This window comes from Paenibacillus sp. sgz302115 (assembly GCF_056120445.1).
In genome coordinates, this window is the sequence record NZ_JBVYOK010000009.1 from 135305 (window position 1) to 155264 (window position 19960).

The following is a 19960-nucleotide window of genomic DNA, read 5'->3' on the forward strand; positions in this document are numbered from 1 at the left end:
GGGAATTCATCTTTTCTTCAGGTTCATCTGCTCAAAATACTGCTGGCGGAAGGTAGAAGGCGTAACTCCGCAGTGCTTTTTGAACATTTCACTGAAATAGGGACGGTCCTCATAGCCGAGCTGCGCGGAGATGAGCTGCACCTGAATACCCTCCATCAGCCATTCCTTCGCCTTCTCGATCCGCACATTGGCGATATAGCTGGCAAGCGTCATTGACGTCTCCTTCTTGAACAGATTCGCCAGATAGCTTGGGCTGATATGCACCGCCTTGGCGCAGCTATTCACCGTCAGATTCGTATTCAAATGCTGGTCAATATACAGCTTCACTTGACTAATGAGCTGTGAATGATCCTTAAGCTGCCGGCTCAGCATCAATTCGCAGGAGAACTCGCAGAAATCCGCCAATGCCTGCATCCAGCCGGAGTAATTCTGCCGCTGCTGGCTCTGCACTTGCGAGAGCTTCGCTTCCAGCTCCTCATGCTGCTCCTCTTTTATCAGCCCCAATATCGTTCTGTATACCGCTGAGATCAAGGTCTGGAATAGCTGGATAATTGCCGCCGGGTCCGGCGATCCGGCCTGCAGAACCCACGTCAGGAAGATTTCATCCAGCCTTTCGCGCATCTGCTCCTTGCTGCCGCTGCGGAGTGCGTACAGCAAATCCCGCTCCTTCTCGGGAGAGTAGCGCGGCACAGGGCACTCCAGATCAAGATTGGCATAGCTGTGCACACTGGCGCCAGTGCTGTAGAAGCTGTACTCCAGCGCTTTTTGCGCTTCCATGTATGCCGCTTGCATACCGGCAGGCTCATTCTTGACCAGACTAATCCCCACAGAGAAGGGGTACAGGCCCATGCTTTTCAAGGAAGCCTCGCACTGCTTAAGCAGCCGCTCCCCGTCACTGTCAGCCGTGCTCCGCACCAGCGCTACCAGGCGATGCCCGCTCTCCTGAAGCAGAATCGACGGCGCTATCGCTGTGAGCAGACTCTCCATTTGTGTCCTGTCAGCTTCTTTCCAGCCCGGCTTGTTCGGAGAAGCTTCCGGTTCCAGCACCAGCACCTGGTAGGAAGGCAGCAGCTCGCTTAAGCCATGCTCACGCCAGTGCTCATGCGAATTTACGCCAGCACCCTGGTGCAGCAGACCACGCAGATACTCATCGCGAAGATGATGTTTGCTTCTCAGCACCTCCTGCTCCAGACGAAGCAGCTTGTCCGCCTTCTCCCGCTCCAGTTCTATGGATTTGCGGACCTTCAGCACGCTCTGCACCACCTGATTCCGCGTAAAGGGCTTAAGCAAATAATCGGTGGCGCCAAGACGCACCGCTTCCTGCGCATATTCAAAATTATTGAAGCCGCTCATAAAGATCACCTTGGTGGGCAGCTCCTCCCTCACGATCTCGCGGATCATGTCACAGCCGCCCAATTTGGGCATACAAATGTCGGTAAGGACGATATCAGGCCGAAGCTCCCTGATCATTCTGAGCCCCTTCTCGCCGTCTCCTGCCGTTCCTATAACTTCAATCCCATGCTCTGCCCAGGGGATCTGATAAGCTACACCGCTCACAACCATTTGGATATCATCCATCACACACATAGTCAGAACACTCATGATAACCCCTCCTTGGGTAGTGGAATCGTGATTGCAACCATAGTCTCCACATGGGGAACGCTCGCAAAGCGGAGCGAAGCAAGGTCACCGTAATTTAGCTGCAATCTGCTGTAAATGTTATACAAGGCATAGCTGGAGTGTCCTTCGAACCGCTGCTTCGCCTGCAGATTCAGCTTGCCTGCGTCGAAGCCGTGGCCGTTGTCCTTAACCTGCAGCTCAAGACAATCCCCGATTCGCAGTGCTTCAATGATTATATGCCCCGGTTCATCCATGTCCTTGAAGCCGTGCAGAATCGAATTCTCAACCAGCGGCTGCAGCAGAATTTTCAGAATAGGGGCCTGAAGCAGCCCGGGGTCATCCGGTACATGAAGAGAATAAGTGAACAGATTATCATAGCACTGCTGCTGCAGCAGCATATACTGCTCCACATGATCCAGCTCTTGCTGGAGTGTTGTCATATCGTGCCCATTGTTCAGCCCAAGCCGGAACAGCATGGACAGCGAGACAATCATTTCGCCAACCTGCTCACTCCGTCCGCTCTCGCTTTTCCACAGAATCGTGTTAAGCGTATTATATAGAAAATGCGGATTGATCTGGGCCTGAAGCGCCTTAATCTCGAACTTCAGCTTCTCCTCCTCCGAAATCTTGATCTCCTCGATCAAATTCTCGATCTGCGCCAGCATCCGGTTGAAGCGATGCCCGATTACGCCCACCTCGTCCTCATATCTGCTCTCGAACCGCACCTCCAGATCATTATTCTCGACCCGAAGCATCAGATTGTACAGCTTGTGCAGCGGTTTCAAGAGCAGCTTCGACAAGAATCTGGAGAACATCAGCGCCACGGCCATACACACAATCATAATGATGAGGATCAGCCAGCGGATTTGCCGCATAGGTCCCAGCAGATTCCCCTTCGTCTGGACACTCACCAGCACCCAATCCTTATTCGTGCTAAGCGCGGAGAAGTTGATCAATTGCTCGTCCTCACTGTTGGCATAGGTGAAGGCCCCCTGCTCCTTGTCGCCGATATTCTTCAGAAAGGCCGCATCCGCGAATTCGTTAAGCGCGGGGAAGGACGCGCTGGTGACAGGTGAACCATCTCTTTTTAGCAAAAAAAGCCTAATCTGATCATCGATCAAATTCTGCTCAATCACATTTCGGATATAGTCTTCTTTATAATTTACCATCAGGAACACGCCAGGCAGATTATAGTTATTGAGCGTATTGCGCAGCGGGCGCAGAATAAGGGAGATCACATGCTTCTTCCCCTGAAACAAAGTATCCTCGTGCCCGGGTACCCAATGCACATTCCAGGATTCGTCCTTTAGCTCCTGCTGATACAGCAAATTAAATCTTCCCCGGCTGAGAACCGTATCCTTCGTCGCATAGAATTCCCCGACAGGTGTAACAAGCAGTGCGGATTCCACCGCCGGCTCCACCTGCCTCAGCTGCGCGAAGGGCGTCTGAAGCAGGGAGAGATTCTGGTAAAAGTGCTCGAAGCTGCCGCTTCGCACATCGGACATAACCTTGCTGTAGCTTTCACTCATCATCATTGAATAAGGAGAAACAATCATATGCCGCATGCTTTCATCCAGAGCCTGTACCGATTTGTTCAGCATCGTCTGCTTCAGCTTCAGCGAATTCTCCTGGATGACATCCGCGGCAAAATTATACGAGAATAATCCCGTCGCGCTGATGCACAGAAAAGTTAGCAGAATGTACAGGATCTGTATGCGGTTCTTGAGCGACAGCTTGTAGAAGCTCCACTTCATCCTTCATCATCCTTTTACGGCACCGAGTGTAACCTGCATGAATGATTTGTTGGCAAAAAGATAGACGGCCAGAAGCGGCAGTATGGAAATGCAGGCGCCTGCAAGCATCAGTTGGGATTCGGAAGCCGCGCCGATGCCGTATCTCAGGTTCGCCAGCCCTACGGGCAGTGTCTGCAGCGCCGGATTGCTCAGTGTGAACACCAGCGGCAATATATATTCATTCCATGAATTCTGGAACACGCTGAGACCCGCCACCGCCAGCGCCGGGCGAAGCAAGGGCAGTATAATTCTCCAAAACACTGCCGAAGGCCTGCAGCCGTCAATCCATGCCGCCTCATCCAGTTCACGCGGGATATTCTTCAGGAAGCCGATCATCATAAAATAAGTAGCCGCATGGGCACTTATTAGAATAAGAATGACGCCCCAGAGCGATTTTTGCAAGCCTATCAGAATCATTAAATCAAATTGCGGACGCAGCACCACCGCACCGATTGAGATGAACAGCGTGCTCGCCAGGAGGCCGGTAAATATTTTTTTCCCCGGAAAAGAAGCGCGGTCCACGGCATACGCCGCCATTGCCGACACAAGCAGCGAGCCTATAGTTGTCATTGTGCTGACAAACATGCTGTTCCAGGTAAACCGTGAGAAGTTCGCGGTCTTCCAGGCTGTAGCGTAGTTGCCGAACTCCCAGGTAGTTGGCAGAATCTTCGCGCCTGTTGTCAGCTCCAGATTCGTCTTCAGCGAGCCAAAGATCACGACAATAATGGGAAACAAGGTGATGGCGGCACTGACAAGAAGGAAAATCCACAGAATGGTTTTTCCCAGCAATTTCTGTACCATAGATTAATCCTCCCCGGCTTAATATATATTGCTCATCTTTTTGGAAAAATAGAAGTAGATCATCGTTACCACACCTACAATGAGCGCCGTTACAAAGCCGACCGCACTGCCGTAGCCCAATTGCTGCTGCGTCTGCACTTCCGGTGAAATCGGGAACAGCAGCTTGAACAGATACAGATACATAACCTCAGTCTTGTTATAAGGCCCCCCTTGGGTCAAGACCATAATGCTCTCGTAGCCCTTCAAAGAAATCGTAATTGCGAGCATAATGATCATCTGCATAACCGGTCCCAGCAGCGGAATTGTAATGCTCCACAGCTTTCTTGCTTCGGTCGCCCCGTCTATGGATGCAGCTTCATACAGATCCTCCGGTATGCCCTGCAGTCCGGCGAGGAAGAGCAGCATATAGTTCCCGACAGCTCCCCAGATGGCAATCATGATTGTAGTCAGCATCGCATACTTAGGTCCCAGCCAGCTCACCGGCTCGCTCACCAGGTGATATTTCATCAGGAACTGGTTCAGCACGCCGTTGTACGAATTAAAGATAATGAAGAATACAATGGACATTACCGATGCGCTGAAAACCGTAGGCAGATAGTAAATCCCCCGGAGCAGCGTGCGCCCTCTGATCTTCCGGTTCAGAATAAATGCGAAGATCAGCGACAGCGGAATCGTGATCACCAGTTTTCCCACCGCATAAATCCCCGTGTTCAGCACCGAATTCCAGAATTCATCATCCCGCATCAGACGGGAGAAGTTGTCCAGTCCGATAAACACAGGCTCCCCATACCCTTGATAGTTGTAGAACATATATCGGAGAGCCCAGAGAAGTGGATAGACGCCTAACACCAGCGTCAGTAACAAGCTTGGAAAAATAAACATATACGCTGTCCTTTTGCTCATCCTTCAAACCCCCTCTTTTTCACTTGAGAAAAGTATATAAGAGAGAGGATAGGTGGCGAGATAGGCGTATCAACTTTATGATGTAGGATAATATTACTTTGATTTTTGGAGTAAGCGCTTTTAAAATTGAGGATTTTGTAAAATACGTCATGAAACCTGCCATCAGATGATTTTCAGCAAAAAAAACCCCACCCGCGCAAGTGCATTCAGCTCTTACGCAAGGTGGGGCTATAGGAAATTCTATATCCGGCGAACCGGCTTCACCCAGCCGTTCGTGTTATTCGCTGTCCTGATCCCCCGCAGACTCTTCCTCTACAGGCTCCGGAGGCGGTTCCCGGTGGATATTGATTCTTGTGATCCGCAGGCGGGTAGCTTCTTCTACTTCAAAAACAACATTGTCGAGCACCACCCGTTTGCCTTTGGACGGATTGCCCTCCAGCTCCTTGAACAGCCAGCCGCCGATAGAATCGACTTCTTCATCTTCAATGACCACACCGGTCAGATCATTCACATCCTCAATCAGCATGCGGCCTTCTACAGAGATGTATTCGCCATTGCGTTCCACGCTCGGACGTTCATCCTCGAACTCATCGTGCAGATCGCCGACAATTTCCTCAAGGATTTCCTCTGCGGTCAGGAGACCTGCGGTTCCGCCGTATTCATCCACAACTAATGTAAGCTGCGCTTTATTCTTCTGCATGATCCGCAGCGCATGGCTGATCTCAATGGATTCCGGCACATTCAGGATCGGACGGACCAGCGAGGCCAGGTCATTCTGCTGCTCCGGCGGCGCAAACAGCAGATCCGTAATATGAATGAAGCCGATAATCCGGTCCTTATCCTCAAAAGCCACCGGATAGCGGGAATGCTTCGTCTCTGTAATAATCCGCATATTCTCTTCCAGTGAAAGATTGCTGTATAACACATCCATATCTGTACGGGGAAGCATCACTTCGCGGGCCAGCAGATCGGAGAATTCAAAGATGTTATCCATCAGCTTCATCTCATCCTTATCAATGACCCCGCTTTTGGCGCTCTGATTCATAAGGATACGGATTTCTTCTTCCGAGTGGGCGGCCTCGGCTTCACTTGCCGGCTCTACGCCCACCATCCGCAGCAGCGCATTGGCCGATGTATTCAGCACCCAGATAAAGGGCAGGAACAGATTATAGAAGAACATCAGCGGCGCAGACAGCAGCAGCGCGGAGCCTTCAGTTTTTTGAATAGCCAGGGACTTTGGCGCAAGCTCACCCAGCACAATATGTAAGAAAGTTATGATCGAAAAACCTACAACTACGGATACTGTGGAAATCAGCGTGTGATCGGTAACACCAAGCTGGGACATCAGCGGCTCTACCAGCAGCTCGGAGATGGCCGGTTCCCCGACCCACCCGAGCCCCAGTGAAGCAAGCGTAATCCCGAACTGGGTAGCTGATAGATACGCATCCAGCTTTTTGTTGACCTTCAGCGCATATCCGGCCATCTTGTTGCCTTCGGAGACAAGCTGCGTCAGGCGCGACTGCCTCACCTTCACAAGCGAGAATTCCGCTGCAACAAAAATGCCGTTCATTAATACGAGCACCAGAACCAGCAAAAGATTGAGCAGCAATCTCCCTACTTCAAATTCCGTATGCACAATAACAACGCCCCATTTCTACAAAGTGATCGCTTTTCTGGATTTGAAATCGACCTTTGGATAATACATATCGGCGACGAGAAGATTCGGTCCGCAGCAGCTTGCCTCATCACAGTGGCAATTCACCTTCTGATTCAGCGGATGCTTCATCTGCCATTCGGCAAAGATATCATCCAGCTTGGCGCTGCCAATGTTGCCGAAGGCAGAAATATCAGCAAAATCCGTCACAAACACATCGCCCGTGAACAGATTGACATTCACCCGGTTTCTGCCGTCCGGATCATTGCGCAGAGTGACATTCTTCTCGCTGCGCAGTCTGCGCAGAAGCTTCTGGTCCTCCTCCAGAAAGCTGCAGGCGAAGAAAGGAAGTGTGCCGAACAGCATCCACATTTCAGGATTACGCTTCTCAAGCAGGGCGTAAATCGCCTCTCTCATTTCCTTCAGTGACAGTACTGGAAGCGAGGAAGCAAAACTGGAAGCATACATCGGATGCACCTCATGGCGTCTTGCCCCCATATCGCCAATGAGCTTATGGATTTCCGGCAGCTTCTTATGCGTCCGGTAATTGATCATGGACTCCGCGGAAATCAGCATGCCGTCGCTGCTGAGACGCCGGGAATTGTCAAGCATAGTATCATAGAGCCGGTACGCGGCTTCTTTGGAGACCGGATGGCCGCTGTTCGCAAAACCGACCTCATGGAAGTCATCCCCGTTCACATAATTGAAAGAGATATGCATGACATCCAGATACGGAAGCAATTGTTCGTAACGCGCATAAGGCATGGTGAGGTTGGAGTTGATCTGCGATCTTACTCCGCGCTCCCGGGCATATTTCAGCAGCGGCACAATGATGTTCTCCACCGTAGAGGCGCGGAACATCGGCTCGCCGCCCGTAATGCTGATCGTTTGCAGATGTTCTACCTCCTCCAGACGGTCCAGCATCTGCTTAAGCGGCAGCATTTCTCCTTCTCTAACTGTCAGGCTGTCGCCAACCGCACAGTGCTCACAGCGCATGTTGCACAGATTGGTAACCGTCATCTCCACACTGGTCAGCACATGCCGTCCATGCTTGCGAAGTGATGTGATCGGGTCCCAAGGATCAAAGCCCGGCGACAGCTCCTTCATTGTTGTTGATGATGGTTCTAATAGACTCATTTCCTGATGCTCCTTCGATGCATATTCCTTATTATTAACCCAAAATAATGTAAAAAGAACGGTAACTTACCCTATATCATACCACGATTGGGCAAAAAACCCCATTTCAGCCTCTGATTTTAACGCAAAAAAAAGCGGGGCTGAAAACGGTGCTTCCGCAGCCATGCGGTTCCCCGTTTTCTTTCCTCGCTGCCTGACGGTGAATCAGGTGGATTTTACCACAGCCCCATCCCCATCGTTCACATCCACAATCACTACTGAAAGCACACTGCCAAGGTCACGCTCAAAGGGAACAACAGGCTCTCCCTCAGGACCATTCAGCACACGCACAACCGGCCTGTGGGGCGTAGAGGGATCAATCTTGACCACCACGCCGCTCTCCCCCGTGCTGAGCTTTACACTCAGACCGAGCGGATAGATCGCTACACGGTCTCTGAACAGCTCAAGCTGCTTCTGCTCATACAGCGTTCCTGAACCTACATAGAGCGCTTCTACCGCCTGATGCGGAAGCATGGCTTTTTTGTAGACCCGGTTCGATGTCATGGCATCATACGAATCCGCTACCCCCAGCCATTTGGCATACTCATGGATTTGCGGACCGGTCAGCCCGCGCGGATAACCCGAGCCGTCGATGCGTTCGTGATGCTGCAAGGCGCAATGCGCCGCAAGCAGAGGAATATTCGGCTCCTCCTTGAGAATCCGGTAGCCGATTTCGGTATGGGCCTGCATATGGCGGAATTCCTCATCGCTGAGCATGCCGGGCTTTTGGATGATTTTGAGGGGAATCTGCGTTTTGCCGATGTCATGCAGCAGCGACCCCAGGCCGATAACCTGAAGCTCCTCTCTGCTGTACCCGTAGGCTATTCCAAGCACCAGTGTATACAGGCAAACATTCAGAGAGTGAGCATACAGATAGTTGTCCGCCGTGTGCATGTCCATCAGCATGATCATCGGATCTTCCTGGGTAGCCAAATCATCCAGAATGGAGTTCATCACCTTGGAGAATTTCTTGTCCAGATGATAGAAGCCCTTGGTAATGCCGGAAGCGCCGGACATCTGCTGGAACTCATTCCTGATGACCTTCAGCGCCTGATTGCGCGTCTCATCCTGCAGCATACCGGCAATAACGACATCCTCCGTGATGGAATCCTCTATATAGATATAACCGATGCCGATATTAGCCAGCCGCTTAATCAGGGCATCAGTAAGCTCCACTCCATCTGCGAGCAGAACCAGACCTTCATCATTATATATTTTTTTACCCAGCTTCATACCCGCCTGAAGCCGGTTCACGGATACTAGACGCAACTTGGCTCACTCCTGCCTTTAACGGTAAAATGCTATTCTGCTATTGATCCCCGGGTGTTACTCTGTGTATATACCGTTACCATGAGCGTTCAGTCAAGAGCTAAGGGGGAAGATATTATTAACGCATAATGAACAGCCAGAACACAGCGGCCAGGATAAAACGGTAAATCGCGAAATGGGTCGGTCTGATCTTTTGGATCAGCTTCATGAACGCCACCACGACAAGATAGGCGACAACAAACGAAATCACGAAGCCAATAGCGAAATCCCAAATCGTATCTTTTGTAAAATATTGAAAAGAATCAAGCAACTCATACCCTGAAGCCGCACACATGATCGGAATCGCAATCAGGAACGAAAAGTCCGCCGAAGCCTTATAGCTGACCCCGCTCAGCATCCCCCCTGAAATCGTGGAGCCGGAACGGGAGAACCCTGGCCACAGCACGGAAATGATCTGATAAATGCCGATGGCAAGCGCCTGCCCGTAAGATAAATCATCAAGCTCATGCGCAGTGATACGAATTTTGCGTTTGTTCACCCACTCCGCTATGATCATCAGAATCCCGCCGGCAACAAGCGCCCAGAGTACAGTAGTCGCTCCGAAGAGACTCTTAATGAAATCACGGGCGAAAAAAGCTACCGCAAGCGCCGGCACAATCCCGAGAATCACATGGATCAGATTCAGTCTATTGGCAGGCATTACACCGCCTCTAGCTGTGCGGCTGCGGCCGATACCCAGCAAATTAAGCACCCGCTGGCGGTACACCAGAGCGATAGCGAGGATTGCCCCGAGCTGGATGACAATTTCATAGGTCTTCATGATCGGTGACTGCTCATCAAATCCCAAAAGCTTGGTCGTTAAAATCATGTGTCCCGTGGATGATACCGGGATAAATTCAGTTATGCCTTCTACGATTGCTAGTATAATTGCTGTAATTGTATCCATTTTATCCTCCTGATCTTGAGAAAATGAAACCTGGTGCAGCTATTGCCCTGCATTGCATATAAAGTGTGACCAAAACGATTAGGTAACCCTGCTCTCCCAGCGGACAGCCATACATTCATCAAGACTCCCCGGCCGCTGCAGCTCCATCCGCAGCAGATCCCGCAAAAAGTTGGGCAGCAAAAAAACAGCTTCACTTCCATTAGCAATACTCTCATACCCAGCCCGAAAAGTGAACATGTCCAACGTCCCGACTTGATAAACGGCATTATCATCCAGCGTTTCCCCACCCACAAAAATGGCAATACCGTTATCATACGGCATGGCCCCTGGATCGTACAGGATTTTTAATCCATCCACAGCAAGGCTGCCGAGCAGCTTCCCCCGGAATCCATAACCGAATATAGCCTTGTCGTAGAATTCTTCAGTCAGGCTCTGCGTGAGGGCTGTGCGGATATCCTTGCCCCTCAGATTGAGAATGCAAGCGTTGACCGGCGATGGACACAGCGCATGGAGCATGCCTGAAGTAATGTTGCCTTGCGGCAGAGGTCCAAGCAGTTGCCCGCTGTTGACCAGCGACAGCGTTGTGCCTGTGAAGCGACGGACGGCCTGGGCCAGCAGATTGCCAAAGGGGGATTCCCCAGCCGTATCAAGCCTAAGCTCACGGTCGGTAATTGCAACGGTCTCTTGAAGAACTTCACGCCCATGAACCAAATGCAGCGCTGCTGCAGGTGCAATAATCTGTTCGCTAAGCCCGGGATCAACTGCGAGGCACTCACCTTCAGCCAGCCTGAAGGCTTCGCTCGCACCGGCCCGCTCAAATCTCAGGACTCCGACATAACGGCCGAATTTGCCCGCGCCGCAGACAGCAGTTCCGTTAATCATCTCCGGCGTCTCCAGCATATGATGCGTATGTCCGCCCAGAATGGCATGTACCCCCTCCAGCCGCTCTGCGAGCTGCCGGTCCGCCGGAAGCCCTAGATGGGAAAGCACAATCAGCAGATCCACCTGCGGAGCCAGAAGCTCGCATTGCTCACGAAGCGCAGCTTCCGGGTCCAGCGTCTCCCAGCCGAGCAATCCGTAAAAGGCAGTAAACGCCGCTGTAGCTCCCGTAACACCGATCCTGATGCCGTCCCTGTCGAGTATGGCGTGGCGCTTCATCCAGCCGGGAGGTTCTCCGGTGGAGCTCTCCAGGATGTTACAGCATACAACCGGGCACTGAATGCCAGAATATAGTGCAGATAGAATCTCATGGGAGAAGGTCAGTCCTTCATTATTGCCGATGGTAACGGCATCATATCCGGTCAGGTTGATCATATCAATATTTGCCTGTCCCATCGTGCCTTCGGTCTCTACGGCGGCCCGGTCCATATGATCGCCTATATCCATCAGCAGCACAGGCCCTGCTCCGGCAGCGGTCTTCAGCTTGGCCATCTCTGCGGCAATGGGACTCATCATTTCAAAGTGGCTGTGTATATCATTGGTATGAAGTATGGTGATTTTTTGTGCAGCAGGCTCCATGAGCTAGTCCCCTCCCACCTGAAAATCCGTTTCTATGAGCGGCAGGCTTGTAATCTTACAGTGCCTAGCATAACATTTTCAGGCCCAATATGGTATATTGGAATCATTATTGAGTCTATTAACTAAGCATATTCCGAGGTGAATCAAGCATGCATGTAACAATCCGTCTGTTCGCCGGTCTGGCCGAAGCTTTCGGCTCCTCCTCGCTGGCTTTTCACTCCCCTGAGACCCCGCTGACTGCCGGAAGATTGAAGGAACTGCTCTGCGAATCCTACCCGGACGCGGCGCCGCAGATCAATGTATCATTAGTAGCTATTGACCATGAGTATGCGCCGGATGACTCTGTCATCTCCGAAGCTGCCGAGGTTGCACTTATTCCTCCCGTATCCGGGGGAGAACCTGTAAGTGAAGAAACTCCGGACGGACTGTTCTGTATTACGGGTCAGCCCTTGAACGGAGAATCCCTTCTGGACAAAGTGCTGGATGCCAATCACGGAGCAACACTCCTCTTCGTCGGCACGACAAGAGAGATGACCGGCACCCAGCGTACGACGGCGCTGCATTACGAAGCTTACGTTCCAATGGCGCTGACCAAGCTGCAGGAGATCGGCAGTGAGGTCGGTGAGCGGTGGGATGCCCGCTGTGCGATTGCCCACCGTACCGGGCTTGTAGGCTTGAAGGAAGCAAGCGTCATAATAGCCGTATCCGCCGCGCACCGTGACATCTGTTATGAGGCCAGCCGGTATGCCATCGAGAAGCTGAAAGCCTCAGTTCCCGTATGGAAAAAGGACATCGGCGAGTCCGGTGAACAGTGGCTTGGAGCAGATCCCAAAGCGAAAGAATTCCGCCTTCCTTAGAACATGCCGCTTAACATTTTTAATCATTGAATATTTCCGATTTTGTTGCTATGCTGGAAAAAATCGTTAAGATAAGGTGGCATATTCATTGAGAGTACACGTTTCAGATCTTAAACCGGGTAATTATCTGCGAATGGATACCTTTAGCTCCACAGGGCTGCATGTATTACCCAAAGGATCACTGCTCCAATACGAAGAGATTGCCAAGCTCATGCAGCATGGAGTGGATTATGTTGATATCGAAGCTGTCCAGGAGGAGCCTGCTCTATCCAGCAGACCTTCCATCACCCGGGAAGCTTCCGGCAGTTTCGATACCATGATCGAAGGCTTTGAATCGGTATATATGGAAGCGTTAACCAAAGGAAGCTTCAACCAGTCGGTTGTGGATGATATCCTACAGCCTTCGCTTCAATCCTTCGACAAACACAAGGATGTGGTCTCATTACTGCTGCTGCTTGACCGGGAAGACAATTATACCTATAACCATTCCCTTCAAGTGGGTATGCTCTCTTACTACATAGCATCATGGCTTGGATATTCCAAGAAGGAATGCTACGAGATCGGCCGGGCCGGATATTTAATAGATATCGGCAAATGCCGGATTTCTCCTGACATTCTGAGCAAGCCGGGCAAGCTGACTCCGGCGGAATTCGACGAAGTCAAACTACATACGATTTACGGCTATGAAATTATCCGCAACTCTATGGACGACCCCTATACCGCCCTGGTCGCGCTTCAGCATCATGAACGCGAGGATGGTTCCGGGTATCCCCACCACCTTACCAAAGATGATATTCACCCGTATGCCCAGATTGCCGCTGTAGCGGACATTTACAGCGCTATGACCTCCCACCGGATCTATCAGTCGAAGCAGGAGCTGATCTCTGTACTGCACGAGATCAACACCCTCAGCTTCGGCAAGCTGAACGGCAAGCCGGTGCAAGCCTTCATCCAGCATTTGATGCCCAACTTTATCGGTAAGCATGTGCTGCTGAGCACTGGAGACATGGGCGTCATTATCATGAACAATCCGCTTGACGTCTTCCGTCCGCTTGTGCAGACCGGAGGCAAATTCCTTGACCTGGCCAAAGAGCGTAAAGTTACGATTGTGGAGATTTATATGGAGTAGGGGGGCGAACCCTCTGGACACCCGGAAGCTTGGCGGAAATCTGCGGCTGTGGCGGACGGAAGGAATGCTAGCGGGCCGAGCCGCCTTGAAGCTCCCTGCTTTGCTGCGCAAAGGGCGGGAGCTTCAAAGCTTTACTGCGCAGGTTGCCCCGGGAGTTCCTCCACGGGGCTGAGCGTTTGCGGAATCGCCTACTTGTGAGCAGGGGTCGCGAACGTGTATCCAATTTTTCAACCTCAGTATTTACCCGCAAGCAAACAGGAGGTTCCCTCGCCGGAGACGGCTTTGGGAACCTCCTGTTCTTTTCGTACAACGTTACTGCGCCGCTCTGCTGGTCCAGACGCATTCAATTGTACTTTGTACATCAGATGCCGCCTAAATCCGCGTGAAAACGCACTCTATTGTACTCTGTACAGCAGAATTCAGCGGAAATGTGCTTTTGATCAGAAAATCCGGAAATCTACTGCATGAAATACATCAGATTGCAATTTACCGCAGAACGATGAACATTCTACTGTAGAAAGTGCAATCATTCAGCATAAGCCGTATAGTAGGGCAGACATACACGTTGCAAATTTCAAGCTCAGCCTGCATAACTGCAATTGTAAGTGCCTGCCAAATTACCTGTCTCAGTACAGCAGCCTACACTACGGGCTAGTCCTATAGCTCCTCGCCATTGCTGGCGATAACTTTTTTGTACCAGTGGAAAGAATCCTTCTTCGAACGGTTCAGCGTTCCGTTGCCGTCGTCGTCCAGGTCCACATAGATGAACCCGTAACGCTTCGACATCTCGGAGGTAGACATGCTTACCAGGTCAATCGGTCCCCAGCTTGTGTAGCCAATCAGCTCTACACCGTCCAGAACCGCTTCCTTCATCTGGGCGATATGCTGTCTGAGATAGTCAATCCGGTAGCTGTCATGGATCGAGCCGTCGGCTTCCACCTTGTCATAAGCGCCGAGGCCATTCTCCACGATGAACAAAGGCTTCTGATAGCGGTCGTACATCGTATTCAGCATTATCCGCAGCCCGATCGGGTCAATCTGCCAGCCCCATTCCGAAGCCTTCAGATACGGGTTCTTCACGCCGCCGAACAGGTTGCCCTGCGCACGTTCTCCTTCAGGGCTATTTGACACGGTAAGCGTCATATAGTAGCTGAACGCCACATAATCAACAGTGTACAGCTTCAGAATCTCATCGTCGCCCGGCTCTTTGTGGAGAACGACATTATTTTCAGCGAAAAATCGGTCCATATACTTAGGATATTCTCCGCGTGAATGCACATCCGTGAAAAAGAGATTCATCTGGTTCTCATGCTGGTTGAGCCGTACATCCTCAGGGTTGCAGGTATTGGCATAGCTCTCCATCCGGGCCAGCATGCAGCCCATTTGCGATCCCGGGATGATCTCATGCACCAGCTTGGTTGCAAGCGCACTTGCTACGAATTGATGATGAAGCGCCTGATAGATCGTCTGCAGCTTGTTCTCCACACGGTCAATGACCACGCCGCCCCCAGTGAAAGGACTTAGCGTCATCATATTGATTTCATTAAAGGTAATCCAGTATTTCACTTTATCTTTGTAGCGACGGAACACCGTCTCGGCATAGCGGGTAAAACATGAGATCACCTCGCGCGAAGCCCAGCCGTTGTATTTCTGCGTCAGACCGAGCGGTGTTTCGTAGTGGGCCAGGGTAACCAGCGGCTCGATGCCGTATTTATGCAGCTCATCAAATACATTGTCATAGAACTGCAAGCCCGCTTCATTCGGCTCCGCATCATCTCCATTCGGGAAGATACGCGCCCAGTTGATCGACAGGCGGAAGACCTTGAAGCCCATCTCGGCAAATAAGGCGATATCTTCCTTATAGCGGTGATAGAAATCCACCCCTTCGCGTTTCGGAAACCGGGCGGTGAACTCTCCGGACAGAATTTGCTCGATCCGCTCTGAATTAATTTCAATGGCATGGTCATTGCTCCGCTGCGCCTTGGGTACATAAGCTACCATATCCGCACTGGACAAGCCTTTGCCATCGGCATCGAATGCGCCTTCCAATTGGTTCGCAGCCGTGGCTCCGCCCCATAGGAAGTTATCTGGAAATCCTTTTTGTACTGTGGTCATAATGATACTCCTCTCCTCGGGTTCTGCTGATACAGCAAGTAATGTCTAATTGATTAATGTAAATAAAGTCTCGCCGTTCTTGACTTCCGTACCCGTGTTCATGAGCACATCCAGATAGCCGGCGGAGTTGGTGACAATAACCGGTGTTGCTGTGACGAACCCGGCCGCGCGGATCGCTTCCACATCAAACTCCAGCAGAAGCTGTCCCTGCTCCACTCGTTCTCCTTCTTTTACTTTTTTATTAAAATGCTGGCCCTTCAGCTTCACCGTGTTGACGCCCACATGTATCAGCAGCTCCGCTCCACCCTCGGAAGTGATGCCAATGGCATGCCCTGTCGGAAATACGGTTGTCACTACTCCATTTACTGGAGAAGTCAGTACGCCGGAGGACGGCTCAATCACAATCCCTTTTCCCATCGCACCCGAGGCAAAAGCTTCATCCGGTGTGCTGTCCAGCGGCAGCAGCTTCCCGGATAACGGGCTAACAATCAATTCTTTGTCAATCCGTGTGCCCTCCTGCTTCACAACCGGTTCGGACGGCTTCTGTGCAGCCTCTTCTTCCGGGTCGTCAAATCCAAGCACAAACACCAGGATCATCGCTAATACAAAAGCCACCACGATTCCGATAGCCGCCCAAGCGAACCCGGTACCGAAATAGGTCGGCAGAGCAAGCAGCCCCGGCAACGCGAAGGCAATAGCTCTGGAGCCTCCAGTAGCGATAATTGCACCGCCAACTGCCCCGGAAATACAAGCGTAGATGAACGGCTTTTTGAACTTCAGCGTTACACCGTAAATGGTTGGTTCCGTGATTCCGAATACAGCGGACAGTGTAGAAGAACCGGCTAATGCTTTTAGCTGGGAGTTCTTTGACTTCAGGAACACGCCGAATACCGCACCGGCTTGCGAGAGAACAGCGGCGGCCAGAATCGGCAGCATGGTGTCATAGCCGAGTGTTGCAATATTGCTGAGCATAATCGGAACAAAACCCCAGTGTACGCCAAAGATAACGAACACCTGCCAGAATGCGCCGGCGATAGCGCCTGCTACGAGCGGACTGAGATTGTACAGCCAGGTGTAACCGGAAGCGAGTCCTTCACTGATCAGCGAGCCCACAGGGCCAAAGGCCAGGAAGGTAAGCGGAATAACAATCAGCAATGCGAACATCGGCACCAGGATATTGCGGACCGATTCATGGATGATGGAACGGAACCATTTTTCTATATAAGACTGCACCCACACCGCCAAAATAATCGGAATGACGCTGGAGGAATAGTTGATCAGCACGATCGGTATTCCCAAAAAGCCCAGCTTGTCTGGAGCGCCGACCGCAGCAATCACCGCCGGGTAAATCAGCGCTCCAGCGATGGCAACCGATACAAATTGATTAGCCTTGAACTTGCGTGCCGCCGTAATCGCCAGAAACACAGGAAGGAAGTAAAACACACTATCGGACGCCGCATTCAGAATCAGGTAGGTTCCGCTGGTGTTGCTGATCCACTTCAAGGACAGGATCAATGCCAGCAGCCCTTTGAGTACCCCTGCTCCGGCCAATGCCCCAAGAATAGGTGAAAAGATACTGGAGATGATGTCAACCGCTTTGCCCAGGATACCTGTGCTCTCGGATTCGTCACCTTTGCCGCTTCTGTCCGCATCCTGCAAAGAGGTTTCCTTCATAATCTGATCGTAGACCTGACCGACATTGTTGCCGATGACGACCTGGAACTGGCCGCTGCTCTCGACAACTGTAATGACTCCCGGAGTTTTTTCCAGCGCGGCTTTATCCGCTTTACCGGAATCTTTAAGCTTGAATCTCAAGCGGGTTGCGCAGTGAAACACAGAATTGACATTGGATTCACCGCCAACGAGCGTAATGATCTGTTTGGACAAGTCTTTGTTGCTCATATGGTTTGCTCCTTTTTGGATCGTAATAATTGTGGACGTTGCGTTAGGATTAGGATGTGCCAGCAGTTATCCTCATATCCACCGCAAACAAGAAAAACCTGAACTCACAGCAAAAAGGAAACGTCAGCACACGCCCATTTTGCCATCAGTTCAGGTTTTGCCTGCATTACCAGTAACACCCTGTCAGATGATCATTATTCTGTTCTATCCGTTCTATTCTACTCCAAGCTGTTGCGTTCAGTCACACGCTGGATATGAATGGTGAGGTAGACGTATTCGTCTTTACTCAAGCTCTGGCCATAGGTTTTTTCGATGTAATCATTGATTTTGTTCGCGCATTCAAACGCTTTGACGTAGGTCAGCTTCACTTGATTGTATAGGAAATCCTCCCCGCTGTTACTCGTCTCCTTCTTCAACACCCGCATGGAAAAATACTGCAAATGCGTCAGAAACCGCGAATAGTTAAGCGAGCTCTCGTCCAGCACCACCTTGTAATGGTAAGTAACAATGTTCAGAATATTCTGGACAATTTCCGTCATTTTGATGGTGGACTTCATTTCATTCCCGTCCATCCTCGCGTTCACCAAATGCAAGGCGATAAATCCAGCCTCATCCTCGCCAAGCGCAAGCCCGGTAGCCTTCTCAATAATCTTCAGTGCGTCCATCCCAATCGAAAATTCCTTCTTATAGAAACGTTTGATCTCGAACAGCATCGCATTCTTGAGTGTGATCCCTTTCTCATAACGCTGGACAGCAAAATGAATATGATCCGTAAGGGTCAGGTACAGATTATCGTTAAGCTCCTTGCCCAGAACCCCGTTAGCATACGTTACGATTTCATTGGCCAATTCCAGATGAGCCACAGGTATATCATTCAACAGCTCCGTTAGCCGCGCCGTAAATTCGTTTTCATTCAGCAGAAAAATTTTGTCCACCTTCGCCGGATCAACATAATCCCCCGCCACCTTATTGAAGGAAATGCCTCTGCCCATTACGATAACTTCCTTACCCTTCTGGTTTTTCGTTAACAGCACGTTGTTGTTGAGCACCTTTTCAATAATCATCTGTAGTCACCCCCCATCACATAGTTTGTACAAAAAAAGCCTAAGTTGATCCCAATATCATTTAATAAAATGATACTCGTATCAGCTTAGGCATTGCCCGCATTACCGGTCACAATCCTGTATTACTGCTATTGTAGCATAAATAAAAGCGATTTCAATATTTTTTTATTATTTATTTTTGGAAAATTCTTAAGTTCCGCATTCGCCCTGGGTTTGGAGCGCTTGTGCTGTGGTTAGGCTAGTAACAGATAGTGAATGCTTACGAAGCTATATAAGCAGTACTTTAGATTTTAATTACGGAGTTAGTCGTGACTGCGGGGAATGTTTGGACTTCCGGCCGCTGTTATGTTTGGATTTCCTGATTTTATTCCGCTGGCAGCGGTAGAAATCCAAACATAAAGGCGGACGCATTCGCTCCTCCAGTTCCAAACTTCCCCTCCGTCACTTCCGTCCTTTTTATTTTTTCAAGTTCAGCTTATTTAGTTTGTACGATGCTATTCAACGAAGATATCCTAACAAACTAAGCAATGCTTTCGAAGCTAATTTTGCTCGACGTTGTTCATGGATGCTTAGGCTTGCAAAACTTTAAGGAGGTAAAATATGCTCACCATTCATGAGCGGCTGGCAGAGCTGTATATGATAAGCCGGAAGCGGATGCTTACGGCAGATGAGGAAACCGAGCAGCAGCACTGTCTGCAGGCCAATGCGAGGTACTGCTGGGAAATGGCGCGGCTGAACAATGAAGCTCATCTCGCGGCACACACCGAAGACACTCAGTGGCAGCAAGACATCAGCGCGCAGTTGTTCGAGGTGCGTATGACCGGAAAAACAGGTAACCGCAGTAAGTAAGTATTCGGAATTAAGCTTGTACTAGAATGAGAACAACGACAAAAGCCGCTTAAACACCAGGGAGAACGCGCCATGATCAAAGGAATTCGCGAGATACACATCAACTCCTTCTCCCCCTAACTGCATTTCATACAACTAAAAAGTAATATTTCCCCGCTATCCCAGTGTTAGTTGTACTTTGTACATTTAAATATACTCATTTCACTAAAAAAAGGGCCGTCCGCCATTTTTAAGTGTACTAAATACAATTATCACCAAAAATATGGTATCACGCGCTATTTTAATTGCAGCAAATACAATTAGCTGCTCTGACGCATACGCACTATAGGCTGAAAAAAAACAGCCCTCACCGCACATGTGCCGG

General features: G+C 50.6%; 16 protein-coding genes. 3 read left to right on the top strand and 13 right to left on the bottom strand.

What is annotated here, in order from left to right:
• Nucleotides 1-6 precede the first annotated feature (6 nt).
• From AC0LWN_RS18200 to AC0LWN_RS18240, 9 genes are all read right to left on the bottom strand, one after another.
• Nucleotides 7-1602: a response regulator gene (locus tag AC0LWN_RS18200; protein ID WP_474667732.1), complete on the bottom strand. Its 1596-nt coding sequence runs from the start codon at nt 1600-1602 to the stop codon at nt 7-9.
• On the bottom strand, nt 1599-3374 hold the full coding sequence (locus AC0LWN_RS18205; RefSeq protein ID WP_474667734.1) for a sensor histidine kinase: 1776 nt from the start codon (nt 3372-3374) through the stop codon (nt 1599-1601). Before AC0LWN_RS18205 ends, AC0LWN_RS18200 begins: the two co-directional genes overlap by 4 nt.
• A gap of 6 nt (nt 3375-3380) precedes the next feature.
• Nucleotides 3381-4214 carry a carbohydrate ABC transporter permease gene (locus AC0LWN_RS18210; protein ID WP_458962887.1) on the bottom strand — a complete coding sequence of 278 codons (834 nt, stop codon included), beginning with the start codon at nt 4212-4214 and terminating at the stop codon, nt 3381-3383.
• An 18-nt stretch (nt 4215-4232) separates the two neighbouring features.
• Nucleotides 4233-5117, bottom strand: a complete 885-nt coding sequence (locus AC0LWN_RS18215) for a carbohydrate ABC transporter permease (protein WP_474667737.1) — start codon at nt 5115-5117, stop codon at nt 4233-4235.
• Between the two features lie 277 nt (nt 5118-5394).
• Nucleotides 5395-6753 carry a hemolysin family protein gene (locus tag AC0LWN_RS18220; protein WP_474667739.1) on the bottom strand — a complete coding sequence of 453 codons (1359 nt, stop codon included), beginning with the start codon at nt 6751-6753 and terminating at the stop codon, nt 5395-5397.
• A gap of 18 nt (nt 6754-6771) precedes the next feature.
• On the bottom strand, nt 6772-7908 hold the full coding sequence (yfkAB, locus tag AC0LWN_RS18225) for a radical SAM/CxCxxxxC motif protein YfkAB (protein WP_474667741.1): 1137 nt from the start codon (nt 7906-7908) through the stop codon (nt 6772-6774).
• Nucleotides 7909-8112: 204 nt separating this feature from the next.
• Nucleotides 8113-9216 carry an HD-GYP domain-containing protein gene (locus tag AC0LWN_RS18230; RefSeq protein ID WP_474667743.1) on the bottom strand — a complete coding sequence of 368 codons (1104 nt, stop codon included), beginning with the start codon at nt 9214-9216 and terminating at the stop codon, nt 8113-8115.
• A 118-nt stretch (nt 9217-9334) separates the two neighbouring features.
• Nucleotides 9335-10162, bottom strand: coding sequence for an undecaprenyl-diphosphate phosphatase (locus AC0LWN_RS18235; RefSeq protein ID WP_458962882.1), 828 nt, complete (start codon nt 10160-10162; stop codon nt 9335-9337).
• A gap of 78 nt (nt 10163-10240) precedes the next feature.
• On the bottom strand, nt 10241-11680 hold the full coding sequence (locus AC0LWN_RS18240; RefSeq protein WP_474667746.1) for a bifunctional metallophosphatase/5'-nucleotidase: 1440 nt from the start codon (nt 11678-11680) through the stop codon (nt 10241-10243).
• A 149-nt stretch (nt 11681-11829) separates the two neighbouring features.
• Between AC0LWN_RS18240 and AC0LWN_RS18245 the strand changes: the two genes are divergently transcribed.
• Together AC0LWN_RS18245 and AC0LWN_RS18250 are read left to right on the top strand one after the other, a co-directional pair.
• Nucleotides 11830-12537, top strand: a complete 708-nt coding sequence (locus tag AC0LWN_RS18245; RefSeq protein WP_474667747.1) for a molybdenum cofactor biosynthesis protein — start codon at nt 11830-11832, stop codon at nt 12535-12537.
• Nucleotides 12538-12625: 88 nt separating this feature from the next.
• Nucleotides 12626-13666 (top strand): HD-GYP domain-containing protein, encoded by a 1041-nt coding sequence (locus AC0LWN_RS18250; RefSeq protein WP_474667749.1) that lies wholly within the window; start codon nt 12626-12628, stop codon nt 13664-13666.
• A 233-nt stretch (nt 13667-13899) separates the two neighbouring features.
• Here AC0LWN_RS18250 and AC0LWN_RS18255 read toward each other — a convergent pair whose 3' ends face one another.
• The 4 genes from AC0LWN_RS18255 to licT form a co-directional block, all read right to left on the bottom strand.
• Complete coding sequence (locus AC0LWN_RS18255; protein WP_474667751.1) at nt 13900-14028, bottom strand: hypothetical protein; 129 nt, start codon at nt 14026-14028, stop codon at nt 13900-13902.
• A 295-nt stretch (nt 14029-14323) separates the two neighbouring features.
• Entirely contained in the window at nt 14324-15781 is a 1458-nt protein-coding gene (locus tag AC0LWN_RS18260) for a glycoside hydrolase family 1 protein (protein ID WP_474667753.1), read from the bottom strand.
• Nucleotides 15782-15826: 45 nt separating this feature from the next.
• Complete coding sequence (locus tag AC0LWN_RS18265) at nt 15827-17683, bottom strand: beta-glucoside-specific PTS transporter subunit IIABC (RefSeq protein WP_474667755.1); 1857 nt, start codon at nt 17681-17683, stop codon at nt 15827-15829.
• 218 nt (nt 17684-17901) lie between these two features.
• Entirely contained in the window at nt 17902-18747 is an 846-nt protein-coding gene (licT, locus tag AC0LWN_RS18270) for a BglG family transcription antiterminator LicT (protein ID WP_474667757.1), read from the bottom strand.
• Between the two features lie 600 nt (nt 18748-19347).
• Between licT and AC0LWN_RS18275 the strand changes: the two genes are divergently transcribed.
• A complete protein-coding gene (locus AC0LWN_RS18275) occupies nt 19348-19596 on the top strand; it encodes a DUF7667 family protein (RefSeq protein WP_474667759.1) in 249 nt (82 codons plus the stop codon).
• Nucleotides 19597-19960: the final 364 nt, after the last annotated feature.